This window comes from Variovorax sp. Varisp53 (assembly GCF_059491555.1).
Genome location: NZ_CP168512.1, coordinates 6130100 through 6149794, shown reverse-complemented (window position 1 = coordinate 6149794; position 19695 = coordinate 6130100). Strand labels below are relative to the sequence as shown.

The 19695-nt window shown below is 62.2% G+C and carries 21 protein-coding genes; 15 read left to right on the top strand and 6 right to left on the bottom strand.

Features of this window, described 5'->3' with window-relative positions; genetic code table 11:
- Positions 1 to 25: 25 nt before the first annotated feature.
- Together ACEOAB_RS28945 and ACEOAB_RS28940 are read right to left on the bottom strand one after the other, a co-directional pair.
- On the bottom strand, positions 26 to 700 hold the full coding sequence (locus ACEOAB_RS28945) for a response regulator transcription factor (RefSeq protein ID WP_007828698.1): 675 nt from the start codon (positions 698 to 700) through the stop codon (positions 26 to 28).
- A gap of 59 nt (positions 701 to 759) precedes the next feature.
- A complete protein-coding gene (locus ACEOAB_RS28940; RefSeq protein ID WP_007828700.1) occupies positions 760 to 1245 on the bottom strand; it encodes a MarR family winged helix-turn-helix transcriptional regulator in 486 nt (161 codons plus the stop codon).
- A gap of 145 nt (positions 1246 to 1390) precedes the next feature.
- Between ACEOAB_RS28940 and recA the strand changes: the two genes are divergently transcribed.
- Together recA and recX are read left to right on the top strand one after the other, a co-directional pair.
- On the top strand, positions 1391 to 2497 hold the full coding sequence (gene recA / locus ACEOAB_RS28935; protein WP_007828702.1) for a recombinase RecA: 1107 nt from the start codon (positions 1391 to 1393) through the stop codon (positions 2495 to 2497).
- A gap of 43 nt (positions 2498 to 2540) precedes the next feature.
- Positions 2541 to 2999, top strand: coding sequence for a recombination regulator RecX (gene recX, locus ACEOAB_RS28930; protein ID WP_056593201.1), 459 nt, complete (start codon positions 2541 to 2543; stop codon positions 2997 to 2999).
- A 30-nt stretch (positions 3000 to 3029) separates the two neighbouring features.
- On the opposite strand, the gene yiaA is transcribed toward recX, so the two are convergent.
- Positions 3030 to 3467, bottom strand: a complete 438-nt coding sequence (gene yiaA / locus ACEOAB_RS28925; RefSeq protein WP_056593199.1) for an inner membrane protein YiaA — start codon at positions 3465 to 3467, stop codon at positions 3030 to 3032.
- A 130-nt stretch (positions 3468 to 3597) separates the two neighbouring features.
- On the opposite strand from yiaA, the gene ACEOAB_RS28920 reads away from it, so the two are divergent.
- Positions 3598 to 4326 carry a hypothetical protein gene (locus ACEOAB_RS28920; RefSeq protein WP_056593196.1) on the top strand — a complete coding sequence of 243 codons (729 nt, stop codon included), beginning with the start codon at positions 3598 to 3600 and terminating at the stop codon, positions 4324 to 4326.
- Between the two features lie 16 nt (positions 4327 to 4342).
- On the opposite strand, the gene argC is transcribed toward ACEOAB_RS28920, so the two are convergent.
- Positions 4343 to 5272, bottom strand: coding sequence for an N-acetyl-gamma-glutamyl-phosphate reductase (gene argC, locus ACEOAB_RS28915; protein ID WP_413748204.1), 930 nt, complete (start codon positions 5270 to 5272; stop codon positions 4343 to 4345).
- 205 nt (positions 5273 to 5477) lie between these two features.
- Here argC and sucC point away from each other — a divergent pair, with 205 nt between their 5' ends.
- From sucC to ACEOAB_RS28870, 9 genes are all read left to right on the top strand, one after another.
- Complete coding sequence (sucC, locus tag ACEOAB_RS28910) at positions 5478 to 6644, top strand: ADP-forming succinate--CoA ligase subunit beta (RefSeq protein WP_007828709.1); 1167 nt, start codon at positions 5478 to 5480, stop codon at positions 6642 to 6644.
- 10 nt (positions 6645 to 6654) lie between these two features.
- Positions 6655 to 7548: a succinate--CoA ligase subunit alpha gene (gene sucD, locus ACEOAB_RS28905; RefSeq protein WP_007828710.1), complete on the top strand. Its 894-nt coding sequence runs from the start codon at positions 6655 to 6657 to the stop codon at positions 7546 to 7548.
- A 119-nt stretch (positions 7549 to 7667) separates the two neighbouring features.
- Positions 7668 to 8351 (top strand): TerC family protein, encoded by a 684-nt coding sequence (locus ACEOAB_RS28900; RefSeq protein ID WP_007828712.1) that lies wholly within the window; start codon positions 7668 to 7670, stop codon positions 8349 to 8351.
- A gap of 28 nt (positions 8352 to 8379) precedes the next feature.
- Positions 8380 to 9168, top strand: a complete 789-nt coding sequence (locus ACEOAB_RS28895; RefSeq protein WP_056593191.1) for a Stp1/IreP family PP2C-type Ser/Thr phosphatase — start codon at positions 8380 to 8382, stop codon at positions 9166 to 9168.
- An 87-nt stretch (positions 9169 to 9255) separates the two neighbouring features.
- The gene (locus tag ACEOAB_RS28890; protein WP_056593188.1) at positions 9256 to 9909 is read left to right on the top strand and encodes an FHA domain-containing protein; all 654 of its coding nucleotides are present in this window, start codon (positions 9256 to 9258) and stop codon (positions 9907 to 9909) included.
- Positions 9910 to 9960: 51 nt separating this feature from the next.
- Complete coding sequence (locus tag ACEOAB_RS28885; protein ID WP_413748205.1) at positions 9961 to 12213, top strand: CHASE2 domain-containing protein; 2253 nt, start codon at positions 9961 to 9963, stop codon at positions 12211 to 12213.
- Positions 12214 to 12242: 29 nt separating this feature from the next.
- On the top strand, positions 12243 to 13046 hold the full coding sequence (locus tag ACEOAB_RS28880; protein WP_413748221.1) for a 3',5'-cyclic-nucleotide phosphodiesterase: 804 nt from the start codon (positions 12243 to 12245) through the stop codon (positions 13044 to 13046).
- Between the two features lie 208 nt (positions 13047 to 13254).
- Positions 13255 to 13770 (top strand): pilin, encoded by a 516-nt coding sequence (locus ACEOAB_RS28875; RefSeq protein WP_413748206.1) that lies wholly within the window; start codon positions 13255 to 13257, stop codon positions 13768 to 13770.
- Between the two features lie 62 nt (positions 13771 to 13832).
- Complete coding sequence (locus tag ACEOAB_RS28870; RefSeq protein WP_413748207.1) at positions 13833 to 15728, top strand: tetratricopeptide repeat protein; 1896 nt, start codon at positions 13833 to 13835, stop codon at positions 15726 to 15728.
- A gap of 105 nt (positions 15729 to 15833) precedes the next feature.
- Here ACEOAB_RS28870 and ACEOAB_RS28865 read toward each other — a convergent pair whose 3' ends face one another.
- On the bottom strand, positions 15834 to 16265 hold the full coding sequence (locus tag ACEOAB_RS28865) for a divergent PAP2 family protein (RefSeq protein WP_413748208.1): 432 nt from the start codon (positions 16263 to 16265) through the stop codon (positions 15834 to 15836).
- 3 nt (positions 16266 to 16268) lie between these two features.
- Positions 16269 to 17153 carry a decaprenyl-phosphate phosphoribosyltransferase gene (locus tag ACEOAB_RS28860; RefSeq protein WP_413748209.1) on the bottom strand — a complete coding sequence of 295 codons (885 nt, stop codon included), beginning with the start codon at positions 17151 to 17153 and terminating at the stop codon, positions 16269 to 16271.
- 49 nt (positions 17154 to 17202) lie between these two features.
- Here ACEOAB_RS28860 and ACEOAB_RS28855 point away from each other — a divergent pair, with 49 nt between their 5' ends.
- From ACEOAB_RS28855 to ACEOAB_RS28845, 3 genes are read left to right on the top strand one after another with little or no spacing between them, the layout of a single operon-like run.
- A complete protein-coding gene (locus ACEOAB_RS28855; protein ID WP_413748210.1) occupies positions 17203 to 17604 on the top strand; it encodes a GtrA family protein in 402 nt (133 codons plus the stop codon).
- 47 nt (positions 17605 to 17651) lie between these two features.
- The gene (locus ACEOAB_RS28850) at positions 17652 to 18893 is read left to right on the top strand and encodes an FAD-binding oxidoreductase (protein ID WP_413748211.1); all 1242 of its coding nucleotides are present in this window, start codon (positions 17652 to 17654) and stop codon (positions 18891 to 18893) included.
- 1 nt (position 18894) lies between these two features.
- Entirely contained in the window at positions 18895 to 19650 is a 756-nt protein-coding gene (locus tag ACEOAB_RS28845) for an SDR family NAD(P)-dependent oxidoreductase (RefSeq protein WP_413748212.1), read from the top strand.
- Positions 19651 to 19695 lie beyond the last annotated feature (45 nt).

Here is a 19695-nt window from a genome sequence, read left to right as displayed (position 1 = left end):
GAGGCTTCGCGCTTGGCAAGGGGCATCAGGGCTGGATCTTCTCGAGGCAGTAGCCCAGCCCGCGTACCGTCGCAATGCGCACCGGACCCTTCTCGATCTTCTTGCGCAGGCGGTGGATGTAGACCTCGATGGCGTTGAGGCTCACCTCCTCGCCCCATTCGCACAGGCGGTCGACCAGCTGGTCCTTGCTCACCAGCCGGCCGGCGCGCTGCAGCAGCACTTCGAGCAGGCCGAGTTCGCGCGCCGACAGTTCGATCATCTTGCCGTCGATGGTCGCCACGCGGCCGGCCTGGTCGTAGACCAGCGGGCCGTGGCGGATCGTGTTGCTGGTGGTGCCCATGCCGCGCCGGGTGAGCGCGCGTACGCGCGCCTCGAGCTCCTGCAGGCTGAAGGGCTTGGCCATGTAGTCGTCGGCGCCGTGGTCCAGGCCTTTGACGCGTTCCTCCACGCTGTCGGCCGCCGTGAGCACCAGCACCGGCAGCTGCGAGCCGCGCGCGCGCAGGCGCTTGAGGATCTCGATGCCGTGCAGGTTGGGCAGCCCGAGATCGAGGATCAACAGGTCGAATTCGTCGTGCGTCATGAGGGCGGTGTCGGCCTGCGAGCCGTTCGCCACGTGGTCGACCGCCGCGCCCGAGGTGCGCAGGCTGCGCAGCAGGGCATCGGCCAGCACCTGGTCGTCTTCGGCAATCAGAATCCGCATATGCGCCACCTCCGGCTGTATCGGCGCCCCTGGGCGCGCGTTGGTCTCCGCCTTGGAGTCTAGCCCGCCGTATAGGCTTCGAGTCCGATGGTTACCACGGTGGCAATGTCGTTTCCCACGCTGCCGCGGAACTCGCCTTCGGCCTGCGTCACCGCACTGCGGAAGGCGTCGAGCCAGGCCAGGCCGTCGGCCGTGAACAGCACGCGCCGCGCCCGCGCGTCGAGCGGGTCGGGACCGCGCGTCACCAGCCCCCAGGCTTCGCACTGGTCGACCAGCGCGCCCATGGCCTGCTTGGTCATGCCGGCGCGCTCTGCCAGTTCGGTCAGGCGCGAGCCTTCGCGTGCCAGGTGGCGCGTGATGTGGATGTGCGCCGCGCTCACCTGCGCGCGCGCCGCGAGGTTCGACAGGGCCAGCGGCACGCCGACGTCATGCGCCATCAGCTCCAGCACGCGCTCGTCGAAGCGGCGCATCGCGTGGCCCAGCAGGCGGCCCAGGTGGGTCTGGCGCCAGGCGTCGGGATCGGTCGGGAACGCGGCTTCGGACATGGCGCCAAATGGTAAAGCAAACTGACCAAAAAATGGGTTTACTCGAATCCATGAGCCCCTACACTACTGTTCAAGCATCCAGCCTGTAATTAAAAGCAGATGGATTGAACCCAACACAAACCGTTGATATTCAAGGAGTTTCCACATGGACGCAGTCGTCAAGGGCGCAAGCATCTCGGTCGCCAACAGTGAAAAGGCCAAGGCCCTCCAGGCCGCACTGGCCCAGATCGAAAAGCAGTTCGGCAAGGGCACGATCATGCGGCTCGGCGAAGGCGAGGCGCTCGAAGACATCCAGGTGGTCTCCACCGGCTCGCTGGGCCTGGACATCGCCCTGGGCGTCGGCGGCCTGCCGCGCGGCCGCGTCATCGAGATCTACGGCCCTGAATCGTCGGGCAAGACCACCCTCACGCTGCAGGTCATCGCCGCCATGCAGAAGCAGGCCGGCACCTGCGCCTTCGTCGACGCCGAGCACGCACTCGATGTGCAATACGCCCAGAAGCTCGGCGTGAACCTGTCCGACCTGCTGATCAGCCAACCCGACACCGGCGAACAGGCGCTCGAAATCGTCGACTCCCTGGTGCGCTCGGGCGCGGTGGACCTGATCGTGGTCGACTCCGTCGCCGCGCTCACGCCCAAGGCCGAAATCGAAGGCGAAATGGGCGACTCGCTGCCCGGCCTGCAGGCCCGCCTGATGAGCCAGGCGCTGCGCAAGCTCACCGCCACCATCAAGAAGACCAACTGCATGGTCATCTTCATCAACCAGATCCGCATGAAGATCGGCGTGATGTTCGGCTCGCCCGAAACCACCACCGGCGGCAATGCGCTGAAGTTCTACGCCTCGGTGCGCCTGGACATCCGTCGCATCGGCACCATCAAGAAGGGCGACGAGGCCATTGGCAACGAAACCAAGGTGAAGGTGGTGAAGAACAAGGTGTCGCCGCCGTTCAAGACGGCCGAGTTCGACATCCTGTTCGGCGAGGGCATCAGCCGCGAGGGCGAGATCATCGACATGGGCGTCACGGCCAAGATCGTCGACAAGTCGGGCGCCTGGTACGCCTACAACGGCGAGAAGATCGGCCAGGGCCGAGACAATGCCCGCGAGTTCCTGCGCGAGAACCCCGAGCTGTCGCGCGAGATCGAGAACAAGGTGCGCGAATCGCTGGGCATCCCGCTGCTGGCCGCCGATGCCGGCGCCACGCCCGAGAAGCCGCAGAAGGCCGCGAAGGCGGACAAGGCCGACAAGGGCGAGTAAGTACAGGCGCGGCTCCCCGGGGGGCCGCGCGAGCGACCCCCGCATGGCATTCAACGCCCCGTCCCTCAAAGGCCGCGCACTGCGCCTGCTGAGCCAGCGCGAACATTCGCGCGCGGAACTGGAGCGCAAGCTGGCCAGGCACGAAGAAGAGCCCGGCACGCTGGCGAAGGCGCTCGACGAACTGGCCGCTAAGGACTTCATCAGCGAGCCGCGCGTGGTGGCCTCGGTGCTGAACCAGCGCGCCGCCCGCTCGGGTGCGCTGCGGGTCAAGCAGGAACTGCAGGCCAAGGGCATCGCGCCCGAGGCCATTGCCGAAGCGGTGGCCGGGTTGCAAGACACGGAGGTCGAGCGCGCCACCGCCCTGTGGCGCCGCCGCTTCGACGCCCCGCCCGCCGATGCGAAGGAGCGGGCAAAGCAGATGCGGTTCCTGATGGCGCGGGGCTTTTCAGGTGCCGTCGTGTCGAAGGTGCTCAGGAGCGATTTCGATGAAACCGGCGAATGACGCTGCGCAACCTTCCCGAGGCAGGCTGAATCAGTTCGCTTCGGGCACTTCGTCGAGCGAGGGCGTCTCGCTCTTGTGCGCGGCGATGTCACGCACATTCTTCTGCACCGCGACCGCACCGAACAGGCTCAGCAGGAATGCCATGGCATAGAAGCCTTTCTCGCTGGCAGCCAGCGTGGCATTGAACAGGCCGACGGCGAGCAGGGCGACCGACAGCAGCAGCGAGATCCAGCACAGGCCGTAGTAGATGCCGGTCACGGTCGTGCCTTCGAGGCGGTCGCGCACGGTCTTCTGCAGCGACACGGCGGAGAACAGGCCGTACATCAGGATGGTGAAGTAGTAGCCCTTCTCGTTGAGCTGCATGGAGGCGTTCCACAGCCCGATCAGGTAGACGATGGCGCCGATGAGCAGTGCGGCCCAGGAAGCGGCAACGAATGCCGCGGTCGGCTTCTGGAATTTGACGGCCATGGAATCCTCCTCGTGTAGATGGGTGCGCGATTATGGTGTGGAGCGCCAATGGCATGATCCGCCGCGCGCCGGCAGCTCGCACTGCAACCCACAAGAAGGACCGGCCGTCAACTTTCGGAGGAGCTTTTCCATGTCACCTGAGCCCATCGGCCAGCCGTCTCTCGTTCGCACCGGCGCCAAGGCCGGCCTTTCCTTCGCCGGCTCCGTGATCAAGGGCAGTCTCCTCGGCCTGGTCCTGGGCGGCGGCGTTTTCTTCTTCTACCTGGGCCAACTGCACGGGCCGGGCAACACGGCGGCGCGTGCCGGTGGGGCTGGCGCCATCCTCGCGCTCGTCACCTCGCCGCCGCTGCTGGTGGCCGTTTTGCTGCTGCTGTTCGTGGCCGTTTACGCGATGCTCGGCGTGCAGCAGGGCCGCGCACGAGCGATGCAGCATCTGGTCGCGGCGCGTGGCGAGGCGGTGTCGCAGCGGCTCGGTGGCGCGATTGCCGGGCGCATCGAGGCGATGCCGCGTGCCCACGGCACCCTGCAGCGCGCAGCCGAATGGCTGTCGGTCGATGCCTTGAGCAAGCAGCTCGCGCCGGTGCTGGGTGAGGGCAGGGCGGTGCGTTCGGTGGTGAGCTTCGTGCTCGACCGGCTGCCGCTGAGCGAGATGCTCGCCGAGTGGCAGCAAAGCCGCGCCGAGCATGGCGAGCCGCCGGTGGGCGAGGGCGCTGAGCAGGACCCGGCCCTGCGTGCCTTGCTCACGCGCCGCATCCACGAGACGCTGCAGGACATGGCGACGCCCTCGCGCAAGCCGCTGTACATCGCGCTGGGCGCGCACGCGGCGCTGCTGGGCGTCGGGCTCTGGCTGGTGAACTGACGAGGAGGCGCGGCGCTCAGAGCGCCAGCATCAGCATCAGCTTCAGGTTCTGCACCGCGGCGCCGCTGGCGCCCTTGCCGAGGTTGTCGAGGCGGGCGATCACCACGGCATGGCGGTGGTCTTCGTTCGGGAACACGCGGATCTCGAGCTCGTTGGTGTCATTGAGCGCCAACGCCTCGAGCTTGCCGTCCTCGGTGGGCGGCAGTACCTTCACGAATTTTTCGGGCGTGTTGCTGCGCGCGTAGTGCGCGGCCAGCGCGTCCTGCAGGTCGCCGGCCTTCGGCTTGCCCGGGAGCAGGTCGAGGTGCAGCGGCAGTTGCACCAGCATGCCCTGTTTGAAGTTGCCCACCGACGGGATGAAGACCGGCCGGCGGGTGAGGCCGGTGTAGGTCATGATTTCGGGGATGTGCTTGTGCTTCAGGCCCAGCGCGTAGGTCTCGAACAGCGGGGCTTCGCCCTTTTCGTAGGCCTCGATCATGGTCCGGCCGCCGCCCGAGTAGCCGCTCACCGAGGGCAGCGAGATCGGGAAATCGGCGGGCAGCAGGCCTGCGTCGACCAGCGGACGCACCATGGCGATGGCGCCGGTGGCGTAGCAGCCGGGGTTGCCGACGCGCTCGGCCTTGGCCACTGCCTGCCAGTGGCCTTCCACCAGTTCGGGAAAGCCGAACACCCAGCCCGGGGCGATGCGGTGCGCCGTGGAGGCGTCGATGATCTTGGGCTTCCTGCCGGGCAGCTGGTCGATCAGCGCGACCGACTCGCGCGCCGCGTCGTCGTGCAGGCACAGCACCACCAGATCGACGCCGGCCATCAGGTCGCGCTTGGCGTTGGCGTCTTTTCGCAGCTCGGGTGCGATGCTCACGAGTTCGATCTGCGGCATCGCCTGGAGCCGTTCGCGAATCTGCAGGCCGGTGGTACCGGCTTCGCCGTCGATGAAAACCTTGGCCATGATGGAGTGTGCTCGGGTGGCTAGAAGAAAGTACGTATTGACCGCAAACCCGCGTACGGTATTGGTGCGGCGCACCATGATACAGTCCGCGGTTGTTCGCCGCCCCCAGCCGTCAGGCTGCCGTCGCCCGCGAGCAACAGAGCCAACGAAGCCTCAGACCCCAGATCTCCTGTTCTCAACCTCCTCCTTCCGAGAGACATCCCTCATGAAGATTCACGAGTACCAAGGCAAGGAAATCCTTGCCAAGTTCGGCGTGCCGGTGCCGCGCGGCATCCCGGCCTACACGGTCCAGGAGGCGGTGGAAGCCGCCCAGAAACTTGGAGGCCCGGTCTGGGTCGTCAAGGCCCAGATCCACGCGGGCGGCCGCGGCAAGGGCGGCGGCGTCAAGGTCGCCAAGTCCATCGAAGACGTCAAGAAGCTCGCCGGCGAAATCCTCGGCATGCAGCTCAAGACGCACCAGACCGGCCCCGAAGGCCAGAAGGTCCGCCGCCTGTACATCGAAGACGGCGCCGACATCAACAAGGAATACTACGTCTCGGCCGTGACCGACCGCGCCACCCAGAAGGTTGCGTTCATCGCTTCGAGCGAAGGCGGCATGGACATCGAGGAAGTGGCCCACTCCTCGCCCGAGAAGATCATCACCGTGTTCGCAGACCCCGAAAAGGGCCTGACCGACGAACAGGCCAAGCAGATCGCCGACGGCATCGGCATGCCGGCCGATTCGACCGCGCAAACGGTCGACATCCTCAAGAAGCTCTACACCTGCTACATGGAGACGGACGCCTCGCTGGTCGAGATCAACCCGCTCAACCGTGACAGCAAGGGCAAGGTCATGGCGCTGGACGCCAAGTTCAACTTCGACAGCAACGCGCTGTTCCGCCACCCTGAAATCGTGGCCCTGCGCGACCTCGACGAAGAAGACGCGGCCGAAGTCGAAGCCTCCAAGTTCGACCTCGCCTACATCAGCCTCGACGGCAACATCGGCTGCCTGGTGAACGGTGCCGGCCTGGCCATGGCCACCATGGACACCATCAAGCTGTTCGGCGGCGAGCCGGCCAACTTCCTGGACGTGGGCGGCGGCGCCACCCCCGAGAAGGTCACCGAAGCCTTCAAGATCATGCTGAAGAACAAGAACGTGGAAGCCATCCTCGTGAACATCTTCGGCGGCATCATGAAGTGCGACACCATCGCCACCGGCGTGATCGCAGCCTGCAAGGCCGTGAACCTGCAAGTGCCGCTGGTCGTTCGCATGAAGGGCACCAACGAAGTCGAAGGCAAGAAGCTGCTGGCCGATTCGGGCCTGCCGATCATCAGCGCCGACACCATGGCGGAAGCGGCCCAGAAGGTCGTGGCAGCAGTCAAGAAGGCCTAAGGAACAAGTCATGTCGATCTACATCAACAAAGACACCAAAGTCATCACGCAAGGCATCACCGGCAAGACCGGCCAGTTCCACACCGAGAAGTGCCAGGAATACGCGAACGGCAAGAACGCCTTCGTGGCGGGCGTGAACCCGAAGAAGGCCGGCGAGTCGATCTTCAACATCCCGATCTTCGGTTCGGTGAAGGAAGCCGCTTCGCAGACCGGCGCCACCGTGTCGGTGATCTACGTGCCGCCGGCAGGCGCAGCGGCCGCCATCTGGGAAGCTGTCGAAGCCGACCTGGACCTGGCGATCTGCATCACCGAAGGCATCCCCGTCCGTGACATGCTCGAAGTGCGCAACAAGATGAAGGCCAAGGAAGCGGCTGGCGGCAAGAAGACGCTGCTGCTGGGCCCGAACTGCCCCGGCCTCATCACGCCCGACGAAATCAAGATCGGCATCATGCCCGGCCACATCCACCGCAAGGGCCGCATCGGCGTGGTCTCGCGCTCGGGCACGCTGACGTACGAAGCCGTGGCTCAACTGACGGAAATCGGCCTGGGCCAATCGTCGGCAGTCGGCATCGGCGGCGACCCGATCAACGGTCTGAAGCACATCGACGTGATGAAGGCCTTCAACGACGATCCGGACACCGACGCCGTCATCATGATCGGCGAAATCGGCGGCCCCGACGAAGCCGATGCGGCTCGCTGGTGCAAGGAACACATGAAGAAGCCGGTCGTCGGCTTCATCGCCGGTGTCACCGCCCCTCCCGGCAAGCGCATGGGCCACGCCGGCGCGCTGATCTCTGGCGGTGCCGACACGGCCGATGCCAAGCTGGCCATCATGGAAGAATGCGGCTTCACCGTGACGCGCAACTTCTCGGAACTGGCCAAGCTGCTCAAGGCGCAGCTCTAAGAGACGGCCCCGCGATACCGGCCGCAGAGCCGGGTCATGAGAGGACCACGCAGAAACAGAAAAGCGCCCGCACTCGATTGCGGGCGCTTTTTTCAATAAAACACAGTGGGATCAGAGACATGGAAATTCTTCAAAGCACCGATTTCTGGCTGGGTCTGCTCAAGATCGTCTGGATCAACATCATCCTGTCGGGGGACAACGCGGTGGTGATCGCCATGGCGGCGCGGTCGTTGCCGCCCGCACAGCAGAAAAAGGCCGTGCTCTTCGGCTCGGGCGCGGCCGTGGTGCTGCGTATCGTGCTCACGGTGGTGGCAGCCAAGCTGCTCGCCCTGCCTTACCTGCAGATCATCGGCGGCCTGCTGCTGCTGTGGATCGGCCTGCAGCTGCTGAGCGAGGAAGACGAGGGCGAGGGCGAGTCCAAGGAATACGGCAGCATGATGGCCGCGGTGCGCACCATCCTGCTGGCAGACCTGGTGATGAGCCTGGACAACGTGATTGCCGTCGCGGCCGCCGCGCAGGGCAGCATGGTCCTGCTGGTCCTCGGCCTGGCGATCAGCATTCCCTTGGTGATTTTCGGCAGCACGCTCATGATCAAGCTCATGGAACGCTTCCCGATCATCGTCATGCTGGGTGCTGCGCTGATCGGCTGGGTCGGCGGCGAAACCATCGTGCAGGACGCGATCCTGCGCGACACGCTGGCGGCCAACCCTTGGCTGCACTACGCGGCGGCTGCCGCCGGCGCAGTGTTCGTCGTGGCTGGTGGCCGCTTGCTGCAACGGCGCGCACGTGCCGCTGCTCACTGAGTTTTAAATAAGTCAGCACTGACAAACCATGGCGAGTGTCGGCGTTTCCCTGTTCTCCACTCGCCCTGCGCTGACCTGGGAATTCGCCTCCCTGACCGACGTCGGCCGAACGCGCGCCCATAACGAGGACGCCGTGCACGTGGACCCCGTCCTCGGGCTGGCCCTGCTGGCCGACGGCATGGGCGGCTACAAGGGCGGCGAGGTGGCTAGCGCCATGGCCGTCTCCCTGATGCACGCCAGCTTCGGCCGCTGGTTCGCCCAGGCCGGGATGCAGGCGCCTGCCCGCGTGGTCCGGCGGGCGCTGCAGGCGGCCACGGACGAGGCCAACGGCTCGATCCTGCATGCCGGCACGACCAACCCCGAACTGCAGGGCATGGGAACGACCCTGGTGCTGGCGGCGTTTCGGCCGCAGCGCGTGGTGGTCGGCCACATCGGCGACTCGCGGTGCTACCGCGTGCGCAACAACAAGCTGGAACTGCTCACGCGTGATCACTCGCTGCGTCAGCAGCAGCTCGACGCCGGCGCCATCACCGCCGAGGAAGCCCTGAATTCGCCCACGCGCAACCTGGTGACCCGCGCCATGGGTGTGGAGGCCCAGGTCTTGCTGGAAATGCACGAACACAGCGCAAGACCGGGCGATCTCTATATGCTCTGCTCCGACGGGCTCAGTGAGATGGTTTCGGACGAGCAGCTTTTCACGCTTCTAGGACACGATGTCGGGCTTCAGAAAAAAGTATCACTTTTGGTTGCAATTGCCAACGAGAATGGCGGACGGGACAACATCTCTGTTGTCCTGGCCAGCGCGAGCGTTGCATAGGCGCCTCGCACGGCCAGGTAGCAGGCCCCGGCGGCATCACGCCGATGCGCTTGTCGTCTTTCAAGCTTTGGATACCGGGGGTCGGCAATGCCGAGGATGATCATTTCGGTCGATGGCGTTGTCATCGGGCAAGTGGCGCTTGCCAAGGAGCGCACGACACTGGGACGCCGTGCCTACAACGACATCGTGATCGACAATCTGGCGGTCAGCGGCGAACACGCCGTGCTCCACATGAGCGGTGGCGAAGTCGAAATTGAAGATCTCAACAGCACCAACGGCACCTACGTCAATGCGCTCGCCATCCAGAAGCAGGCGCTCAAGGACAACGATGTCGTCGAGGTCGGCGGCTGCCGCATCCATTTCCGCGCGCGCAGCAACCTGGCCGTCAGCGCCAGCTCGGTCCGCACCGCATCGGCCGAGTTCCCGTCGGGGAACATGCCCCTGTCGTCGGCACCCACGGAATCGGGGGCGCTGGTCGAACTCGGCGTTCCGGTGCTGCGCGTGCTCTCCGGCGCCAACGAGGGGCAGGATGTTTCGCTGCAGAAGGTCGTCACCACCATCGGCAAGCCCGGTGTCGCGGTGGCGGTGGTCACGCGCCGGCGCATGGGCTACGTGGCCGCGGGTGTCGAAGGACGCGTCATGCTCAACGGCCAGCAACTGGGGGCCGAGGCGGTCGCGCTGCAGGAGCACGACGTGCTCGAGCTCGGCGGTGCCACACGCATGCAGTTCGTGCGCATCTGAGCCGCTTTTTCTCCCGGCCTGTTGCGGCAAAGCCCGTAGGGGTGCAGCGCCGTGAGAGGGCTGCGGCGGCACTGGCCGCGCATCGCCATCACATTGCTGCCGGTGCTGCTGGCGCTGGCGCATGCCACCGGCGCGTGGCCGCTGAGCGCACTCGAACGCCTTGACCGACTGATCTACGACATCCGCCTGCGCGCCACCATGCCGGGCACGTTCGATGCGCGCGTCGTGATCGTCGACGTCGACGACGCCAGCCTGGCGCGCCAGGGGCAATGGCCCTGGGCGCGCGACAAGATCGCTCGCCTCACCACGGAACTGATGGCCCGTCAGCAGGTGGCCGTGCTCGGCTTCGACGTCATGTTCCTCGAGCCGGACCGCAGCTCCGGCCTCGACAGGCTGCGAGAAATCGCCAGCGGGCCGCTGGGCAGCACGCCGGGCTTGGCCGCCGAGGTCGAGCGGCTTGCGCCCTCGCTCGATCACGATGCCACGCTCGCCGCGGCGCTCGAGGGCCAGCGCGTGGCGCTGGGCTACTACTTCACGCGGACCGAAACGCCGAGCGCCAAGGGGCAGCTGCCTCCTGCTCCCTCGTTGCCGGAGGGAGCGTTCCCCCCGGGCGGCGTTTACGCCACGAACTGGAATGGCTTCGGAGCCAGCCTGCCGGCGTTGGCGCAGGCCGCGCCCATCGCGGGTTTCCTGAATACGCTGGTTGGCGCCACCGGCGACGGCGTCATTCGCAGCGTGCCGCTCATCGCCCGCTACGAGGGCGACAAGGCGCAGCCGGGCTACTACGAATCGCTCGCGCTCGCGGTCTACCGCCTCGCGAACGGATTGCCGCCCGTGCAGCCCGCCTTCGCGCCCGGCGGCGCCAAGCCGCAGCTCGAATCGTTGAGAGTGGGCGCCCTGCGCATTCCGGTCGACACAACGGGCAGCATGCAGGTGCCGTTTCGCGGCCATGGCGGTGCGGACGGAGGATCGTTCCGCTATGTGCCCGCCGCCGACGTGCTCGAGGGCCGGCTCGGGCCGGGCGAACTGAAGGGCAAGATCGTGCTCGTGGGCGCTACCGCCCCGGGCCTGCAAGACCTGCGCGCCACCCCCGTCGAAGCCGCCTTTCCGGGCGTGGAAGTGCATGCCAACATCGTCTCCGGCCTGCTCGACCATCGGCTGCTCAGCGTGCCCGACTATGCCTCGGGCTACGAGACGCTGCTGGTCGCCGTGACGGGGCTCGTGCTGGCCTTCGGGCTGTCGCTGCTGTCGGCGCCGCGTGCCGTGTTGCTGGCCGCGGGGGCGATCGCCGTGCTGATCGGCCTCAACACCTGGCTGTACGCGAGCCACGGCCTCGTGTTGCCGCTGGCGTCGGCCCTGGCCATGACGGCGCTTGCCTTCGCCTTCAACATGAGCTGGGGCTACTTCGTCGAATCGCGCGCGCGGCGCGGCCTCATGCGGCTCTTCGGCACCTACGTGCCGCCCCAGCTCGTCAACGAAATGATGGCCCAGCCCGACCGCTACAGCATGCGCGCCGAGAGCAAGCCCATGACCGTCATGTTCTGCGACATGCGCGACTTCACCCGCCTGTCGGAGCAGATGGCGCCGGCCGAACTGCAGGCCTTTCTCAACACCGTTTTCAGCCGGCTCACCAACGTCATCAGCGCGCACCGCGGCACCGTCGACAAGTACATGGGCGACTGCGTCATGGCCTTCTGGGGTGCGCCCATCGACACGCCCGACCATGCCACGCTCGCCGTGCGCGCCGCGCTCGACATGGCGGATGCCGTGCACGACATCAACCGCATCCACCGCGCCAGCGGCCGGCCCGAGATCAGCGTGGGCATCGGCATCAACAGCGGCGTGATGAGCGTGGGCGACATGGGCTCCACCGCGCGCCGCAGCTATACCGTGGTCGGCGATGCGGTCAATCTCGCATCGCGCCTCGAAGGCCTGAGCGGACACTACGGAATGGAAATCGTCGCCAGCGGCGCCACCCGCGAACTGGCGCCCGGCTACATCTGGCAGGAGCTCGACAGCGTGCGCGTCAAGGGCAAGGCACAGGCCGTTGCTGTTTTTACGCCCCTGGCCGAGCGCACGCCCGAAGCGGCGAAAGAAACGCAGCGGTTGCTTGACCGCTGGAGCGAAGTGCTCGCGGCCTATCGCCGGCAGGACTGGGCGGTGGGCCGAAACTTGCTGGCTCCCCTGCTCGCCGCGGACGCGAAAAAAGTCCTTTACCAGCTCTACGCCCAGCGTTTAGCCTCAATGGCGTTGCGCCCGCAAGACCCGGATTGGGACGGCGCAACCCGGTTCGAAACCAAATGACGGCAGACACATACGAGGGGTCTCTCACAATGCAGGTTCGTGTGCTGGGTTGCTCGGGCGCCATCGCCAAAGACTGCCGCACCACCTCGTTCCTGGTCGACACGGACCTGCTCGTCGATGCGGGCACCGGCGTCGGAGATCTCACGCTCGAAGAGATGGCCCGCATCGACGACGTCGTGCTCACGCACAGCCACCTCGACCACATCGCCGCCCTGCCACTGATGCTCGACGCCGTCGGCAGCCGCCGCGCCCGGCCCCTGCGCGTCCATGCGCTGCGCGCCACCATCGAGGCACTGCGCACGCACGTGTTCAACAACGTCATCTGGCCGGATTTCGAGAGCATTCCCAGCGCCGATGCGCCCTTCGTGAGCTTTCACGACATCGTGGTGGGGCAGATGCTGCAGCTGGGCAGCCGCGAGCCCAAGCTCGTCGAGGTGCTGCCTGCAGTGCATACGGTGCCGGCCTGCGGCTTCGCCGTGCGGCGGGCGGAATGCGGCGCCCACTGGGTCTTCAGCGGCGACACCGAGCGCAACGCGCCGTTTTGGGAGCGTGTGAACGCGCTGGACGTGGCGATGCTGGTGATCGAAACGGCCTTCAGCAGCCGCGAGCACGCGCTGGCGGAGCGCAGCCAGCACCTTTCGCCTGCGGTGCTGGCGGATGAGCTGATGCACATCGGGCCGGGGAAGCAATACCCGATCTACATCACGCACACCAAGCCGGCGGAGACGGACGAGATCATGAGCCAGATCGAGACGCTGGCGGTTGAGCAGGTGGCGGGGTTGGCGCAGCGGGATATACGGTGGTTGAAGGCGGATGGGGTGCTGACTTTCTGATTTTGGGCGACACGCTGGGGTGACAAAATTGTCATCATGGATGGCGTCCCGAAGCAAGTTGTGTCACATCATGTAACGACAAAGTGCCCGAAAGTGACGGGTTCGGTCAGTAGAAGCCTGTGCAGGCGGGTGGCATAGATGCTGCGGAAGGTACCTCGCTCCGGGCAGGTTCCCGGGCGTAACAACCAACCAACCTGGAGTTAGTTCAATGAACCGTCGTACTCTCGCTCGCCGCGCTCAGGCCGGCTTTACCCTTATCGAATTGATGATCGTTGTGGCGATCATTGGTATCTTGGCTGCTGTGGCTTTGCCGGCGTATCAGGACTACACCGTTCGCGCAAAGGTCACGGAAGGTCTGTCGCTTGCTGCTAGCGCTAAGACGGCGATCGCGGAAAATGCCGCAAACGGCGCACCATTCTCGTCGGGCTGGACGGCTCCCGCGGCGACCAAGAACGTTGACTCTGTGGCCATCGCGGCAGATACCGGCGCAATTACCATCACGTACGCCTCGGCAATTAGCGGTGGCGGAAAAACTCTCATCCTGACGCCCGTCGACGGTGGCCCAAGTGCTTCCGCGCTGAGCGGTACCTCGAGCGCTTCCACCATCCCGTCGAATGGTTCGATCTCCTGGAACTGCAAATCGGCCGGTTCCACCTTCGGCACCGGTACTGCTGGTACTTTGGAGGCAAAATATGTGCCTGCCGAGTGCCGCAAGACTTCCTAAGTTGAGCTAACTCAACAAAGAGCCGCTAATAAGCGGCTTTTTTTTATCTGTTTGGTTTCAAAATGACTCAGTCGCCCGCGTCAAAAAAAAATGTTGGATTGTTGCTGCTTCTGCTGGGGGCGGTGATATGTGCGCTTTACATGCCGGCCGTACTCGGAAATAGCTACGCTTGGGATGACTGGGAGCTTTTTATTAACAGCCCCTACCTCAGGGATCCCACGCTGATAGCTGAAGGGCTTGTAAAACCGATCATCCCGGGAACTACATATTTTCGCCCTTTGCCCTTGGCGACATTCGCATTGGAATTTTATACGGGAGGAGTCAACCCGATCGTTTCACATGCAATCAATTTAATATTTCATCTGTCAAATACCGCATTGGTTGGCCTCATTTTTATGCGCTTGAGCCAACTTTCCGATGAAAGAAAAAAAACCTATCTAGCGTTGATCGCGATGACGCTGTATGGTGTTCACCCAACTCTTGTTGAAGCAGTGGCTTGGGCTGCTGGGCGCTTTGATTTGATGGTGACATTTTTCTATTTGTCATGCCTCTGGGTGCATTTGAGATTCAATGGGGTCAAGCGGATATTGTTCATGATGCCGCTTTATTTTTGCGCGTGTTTCAGTAAGGAGATGGCTGTAACGCTGCCCGTAGTCATTTTTTTCATAGAAGGCTTCAGAAGCCTTCAATTCACAAGCTCTAGCAAGGCTAGAGAATACTTGGTGGATTCAAGAGTGCTCGAATCAGTTGTGTGCCTTGGACTGGTGGGGTTGCTTTATCTCGGTGTGAAATCATTTTTCTTCGCGCAACTTACCCATGTTGATTCTGACGTTGCAAGTAGCTTTGGTTCAGGAGGCGCAGGAGGTGCGGCTCACACTGCTTTTGTTGGCCATACTCTTTTGTTTTACGCAAGAATGGTTCTATGGCCATTTTCCGACTTGTCTCCACATCATCCGTTTTCCATTAAAGATTTAACAAACTTGGATGTGGCCGCCGGCATTTTAGTTGTGGCACTAGTTTTCGCGGGAGCGATTTATTTAATCGTTAAGAGAAGCTCTTTCGGACTGTTTCTCGTGATTGGAGTCATTTGCTTGCTTCCTGTATCCAATATTATTCCGCTCACCATTGGTGGGAATATCGGGCACGAGCGATTTTTAGTTCTTCCGATGGCTTTTTTTTGTATGGCCGCTGTCAGTGTTTCGTTGAGCAAGGTGAAACTTTCGGCGCATATGAAAAAGGTGGCGTTCCCATCAATTTTGGTCTTGGCGTCACTGTGGATTGTTATCGCAGCGATGAATGTACGTCTCACTGCTCCGCTTTGGCGGAATGATCTGACGTTGTGGAAGTGGGCCTATGAGGTAAACCCCAATTTCTATGTGGCCAATATTGGCTATGCGGGTGCAGCGGTGCGATATCAGCAATTCGAGCTTGCCGGTCAAATACTGGAGCATGCCAAAAAAGTCGACCGCAAAGGAATGGATAATGATCTGCCTGCGGCAATTCTGGAGGCAAGAGTGCTTGGCAAAAATGAGCGCTACCCTCAAGCTATTCAAGTATTAGAGGACGCAATGGAGACGCTGGCAGGTCAGTACCGGCGTAAGTATCCAAATGCTAAGGAAGGAGTAGGTGCAATTTTGCCTGCACAACTCAAATCCGTTTATTACACCGCTCTCACAGAAGCATACGTCGCGGTAAAAGATTTCGAGAAGGCGCGGATCAACGGAGAGTTGGCGACGTTTTATGGCCCTGCATATTCATTGGCTTGGTTTTACAAGGCTCTCGCATCCTACGGCGCTGGCAATTGGCCAGAGGGGCAAGTTGAGTACGCTAAAGCTCATCGCTACATGATTGAAATCGGTGTGGAATCGCTCGACACCGTCAGAAAAAATTTCCTTGGTAGACTTTGCGGCAAAAACTCGTCACCTGTTGACGTGTGCTCGCAGTTCGCTGCGGAGTAGAGCGCAACCTGCAAGCTATTTGGTGGGTTGTGCGTTTACAGCAACTCCGGGAAGTTGAAGCCTTCTTGAGGACGGTCTCGCCAGCCGTTGTCGCGTTCGCTGTTCTCAGGCTGTGGGACTAAGAAGGCGCGTTATCAAGAGTGCAACCGCGACACCAACAAGAATACCGGCGCCGACCTCAACTCGACTGTGACCCATCCGCTCGCGCAAGGGCGCTTCCTCTAGTGAAGAAGTGCGCAGCTTATTGAGAAACGCCGCGTGCTTACCCACTTGTCGGCGCAAGCTAGTCGCATCAAGCACGACGATGAACGCTAGTGCAAGTGCAACACCAAACGCAGGATGATCAATCCCATGCTTGAGGGCAACAAGTGTGGCCACACTGCTCACGATCGCACTGTGGTTGCTCGGCAGTCCGCCATAGCCGATTAACCCGAATGCAAGCTTGCGTGCGTGCACGCTATTGATGACGAACTTCGAAGTCCCAGCAATAGCCCACGCCAGAAACGGTGTGACAACATAAGAAAAATCCGTAGCCATTGCTCATCCTAGTCCAGGCCATAGTGCCCAGACGCAAGCGACGATCCACAGCACCACAGTCACCATCAGTTGCCAGTCCGCCAACAAGGCGTCGGTAGGCGACTCTCCACCGTCGAGCTTCTCGACCATGTACCAATATCGAAATAAGCCGAAGAGCACGAGAGGTACGGTGAACACGAGCTGAGGACGTGCCGACATTACAAACATGCTGTAGAAGACCAGCGCACCGGTGGCCGACATTTCGGCATAGCGATCCACCAGAGATAGTGAATACTTCTCCAAAACCTTGCGTCCATCTGAACCGCTGAGGCTCAGTTCTTGCCGGCGCTTCACGGCCGCCAAGTAGAGCGCGAGGCATAACGTGGTAACGAACATCCAGCTCGACACTGGTACCGATAGCGCCATGGCGCCTGCATACACCCGTAAAACGAAGCCTATGGCAATCGTGAAGATGTCGATAACTGGCTGGTGTTTAAGCGCAAAGGTGTAGGCGACGTTGAGCACCATGTAGGCTGCTATCACAAGCACGACCTTGGGTGCCCAGAACCAGCCGCAGATCTGTAGTGCGTATAGAAAGGCAAGTAACGCAAGTCCCATGGAAACCGGGATTGCGCCCGAAGCCAGCGGACGGGTCTTGGATTTCTTGGGGTGCTTGCGATCACGCTCGATGTCGTGAATGTCGTTGATGATGTAGGTTGCCGAAGAACCGACACAGAACAGGGCTACAGCCAGCAACGCGTGCGCCACGGAATCCGGGTTGACGAATTCCCCAGTGAAGACCAGCGGTGCCAGCACGAAAGCGTTCTTGATCCATTGCTTCGGCCTCATCAGCGCGATCAATCCGCGCATTTGCGTCCAGGGTGAAGAGGGTGCGATTGATTCATGCATGACAATCTGACGCCTGTGATGTGAGGCCCGTTGTGTGAAAGACTTCAGAATGAAGCTGGCGATCTCTTATGCGTTCTTTGCGATGGTCGCCACTATGGCGAACATCGCGTCGCAGGAACTCGCGATCTCGGTGTATGGAAGCATCTTCGCGGTTCCCTTGTCGGTCTTGGTGGGTACGGCTGTGGGGCTGGTGGTGAAATATGTTCTGGACAAGCACTACATCTTCCGGTTTCGTACGCGCAGTGCCATGCATGGCGGCCAGACTTTTGTGCTCTACGTGCTGATGGGCCTCGCGACCACCGCTATTTTCTGGGGATTTGAGTTCGGTTTCCATCACTTCTTCGCTTCTCGCGAAATGCGCTACCTCGGCGGCGTCATAGGGTTGGCAATTGGCTACATCGCCAAGTACCACCTAGACAAACGCTACGTCTTCAAGGACCGCGTTGCATGAGGCCGGTTTCGTCATGGGGCCGACTCAGCGCGGACCCTCACGCGGTCGTGAATCTGCGCGATCCCGATGCCGTGGCATCGGTTCTTGCTGAGCGCCGGCCCGGCATTGCACTTGGCATGGCACGCAGCTATGGCGATGTGTGCCTTAACCCTGGAGGCGTTCTGTGGAGCACGAAGGGGCTGGATCACCTAGTTCACTTCGACGAGCAACTCGGTCGTTTGAAATGCGAAGCTGGAGTGCTGGTACGCGACATTCAACGGCTTGCAATCCCCAGGGGTTGGATGCTTGCCGTGACCCCTGGGACTCAGCTCATCACCGTCGGAGGCGCAGTCGCAAACGATGTGCATGGAAAGAATCATCATGTGCAAGGTTCTTTCGGAGACCATGTGCGATGGCTGAAGCTGCTTCGCACGGATGGCGAGATCATTGAATGCGGCCCTGCTGATCGAACTGACTGGTTTGCCGCAACTGTCGGCGGCATGGGCTTGACCGGTGTTGTGCTCGAAGCCGAACTTCAGCTTCGCCGAGTGAGCGGTCCGTGGATGCAAGCCGAGACGTTGCCGTATGAGAGTCTCGATGAATTTTTCGAGCTCGCAGATACTTCGGAGGAAGATTGGGAGCATACCGTTTCCTGGATCGATTGCATCGGCTCTCGGGAAGGGCGTGGCTTGTTCATGCGCGCCAATCATGCGAAAGCACAGGTCCGCCCTGAGCCTCGCATCCGCTCGGTGGCAATGCCTCTTGTGCCCCCCATGTCGCTCGTCAATCGGTTGACGTTGCGGCCGTTCAATGCGGCGTACTTCCATTTGCACAAGGCCTCTACAACCGTCGTGCATCACGAAGCATTCTCCTATCCATTGGACAATGTGCGAGACTGGAATCGACTCTACGGCCCCCGGGGGTTCTACCAGTACCAGAGCGTCATACCGCGACCGGTACAGCGCGAGGTATCGAAGGCCATGTTGAATGAGATCGCTCGTTCCGGCGAAGGCTCGTTCCTCGCCGTCCTGAAGACATTCGGCCAGCGCTTGTCGCCGGGCATGCTCAGCTTCCCAATGCCAGGCGCCACACTTGCATTGGATTTCCCGAACCGCGGAGATCGCACACTGGCGCTCTTCAGCCGACTCGACGCGATAGTGCGCGAAGCCGGAGGCCGAATTTATTGCGCCAAGGATGCGCGCATGCCGCGAGCGCTGTTTGAGGTGGGTTATCCGCGCCTGGCGGAGTTTTTACCGTACCGCGACCCGGGGATCAGTTCCGCGATGTCGCGTCGCTTAATGGGAAGCTGAATTGACATCCGCGAATCGAAAAATTGTCGTCGTAGGCGCAACCTCATCCATCGCCGAGCACTGCGCTCGAAATTGGGTCAAGGCTGAGGACGTCGACTTGGTGTTGGTGGGACGAGATCTGCAGCGCACCGAGCGTGTAGCGACCGACCTCCGCGTGAGGAGTCCTTCCTCCAGGATTCAAACGATGCAGGCTAACTTCGCGAGGGCCGACGCCATTGCAGACCTAGTTCGGACGATCATCACGCAAGGTTTGCCCGATGTCGTGCTCATCGCGCATGGCTCATTGCCCGATCAGGATGCATGCCAGCAGAGTTTGGCATCGGCCTGCGACGCTTTGCAGATCAATGGCGTGTCCCCTGTGCTCTTCGCGGAAGCGTTTGCGTCTCCAATGGGGCAGGCCGAACGCGGAACGATCGCCATTATCGGATCCGTCGCAGGCGACCGCGGCCGCAAGTCCAACTATGTCTACGGCGCAGCAAAAGGGCTCGTTTCGCGATATGCCGAAGGGCTGCAGCATCGTTTTGCCGGAACAGGCTTGCGCATCGTTTTGATTAAACCGGGGCCGACAGACACGCCGATGACAGCGGAGTTGAAGGCGCGCGACGCGCGGCTCGCACCAGTCGAGGATGTTGCGCGCAGCATTGTCAAGCGTATCAACCGGGGCGACAGCGTAATCTATGTCCCAGGTAAATGGCGTTGGATCATGTTGATCATTCGACATCTGCCTGGATTCATCTTCAACAAGTTGAACATTTAGAGTGATGCGGGAAATCCGTCGCATCTAACTGGACGCCCAATAGGC

Bases quoted from the DNA above. Each gene is read 5' to 3' on its own strand.
- ACEOAB_RS28945 (WP_007828698.1), bottom strand. From the start codon at position 700: ATGCGGATTCTGATTGCCGAAGACGACCAGGTGCTGGCCGATGCCCTG.
- ACEOAB_RS28940 (WP_007828700.1), bottom strand. From the start codon at position 1,245: ATGTCCGAAGCCGCGTTCCCGACCGATCCCGACGCCTGGCGCCAGACC.
- recA (WP_007828702.1), top strand. From the start codon at position 1,391: ATGGACGCAGTCGTCAAGGGCGCAAGCATCTCGGTCGCCAACAGTGAA.
- recX (WP_056593201.1), top strand. From the start codon at position 2,541: ATGGCATTCAACGCCCCGTCCCTCAAAGGCCGCGCACTGCGCCTGCTG.
- yiaA (WP_056593199.1), bottom strand. From the start codon at position 3,467: ATGGCCGTCAAATTCCAGAAGCCGACCGCGGCATTCGTTGCCGCTTCC.
- ACEOAB_RS28920 (WP_056593196.1), top strand. From the start codon at position 3,598: ATGTCACCTGAGCCCATCGGCCAGCCGTCTCTCGTTCGCACCGGCGCC.
- argC (WP_413748204.1), bottom strand. From the start codon at position 5,272: ATGGCCAAGGTTTTCATCGACGGCGAAGCCGGTACCACCGGCCTGCAG.
- sucC (WP_007828709.1), top strand. From the start codon at position 5,478: ATGAAGATTCACGAGTACCAAGGCAAGGAAATCCTTGCCAAGTTCGGC.
- sucD (WP_007828710.1), top strand. From the start codon at position 6,655: ATGTCGATCTACATCAACAAAGACACCAAAGTCATCACGCAAGGCATC.
- ACEOAB_RS28900 (WP_007828712.1), top strand. From the start codon at position 7,668: ATGGAAATTCTTCAAAGCACCGATTTCTGGCTGGGTCTGCTCAAGATC.
- ACEOAB_RS28895 (WP_056593191.1), top strand. From the start codon at position 8,380: ATGGCGAGTGTCGGCGTTTCCCTGTTCTCCACTCGCCCTGCGCTGACC.
- ACEOAB_RS28890 (WP_056593188.1), top strand. From the start codon at position 9,256: ATGCCGAGGATGATCATTTCGGTCGATGGCGTTGTCATCGGGCAAGTG.
- ACEOAB_RS28880 (WP_413748221.1), top strand. From the start codon at position 12,243: ATGCAGGTTCGTGTGCTGGGTTGCTCGGGCGCCATCGCCAAAGACTGC.
- ACEOAB_RS28875 (WP_413748206.1), top strand. From the start codon at position 13,255: ATGAACCGTCGTACTCTCGCTCGCCGCGCTCAGGCCGGCTTTACCCTT.
- ACEOAB_RS28870 (WP_413748207.1), top strand. From the start codon at position 13,833: ATGACTCAGTCGCCCGCGTCAAAAAAAAATGTTGGATTGTTGCTGCTT.
- ACEOAB_RS28865 (WP_413748208.1), bottom strand. From the start codon at position 16,265: ATGGCTACGGATTTTTCTTATGTTGTCACACCGTTTCTGGCGTGGGCT.
- ACEOAB_RS28860 (WP_413748209.1), bottom strand. From the start codon at position 17,153: ATGCATGAATCAATCGCACCCTCTTCACCCTGGACGCAAATGCGCGGA.
- ACEOAB_RS28855 (WP_413748210.1), top strand. From the start codon at position 17,203: ATGAAGCTGGCGATCTCTTATGCGTTCTTTGCGATGGTCGCCACTATG.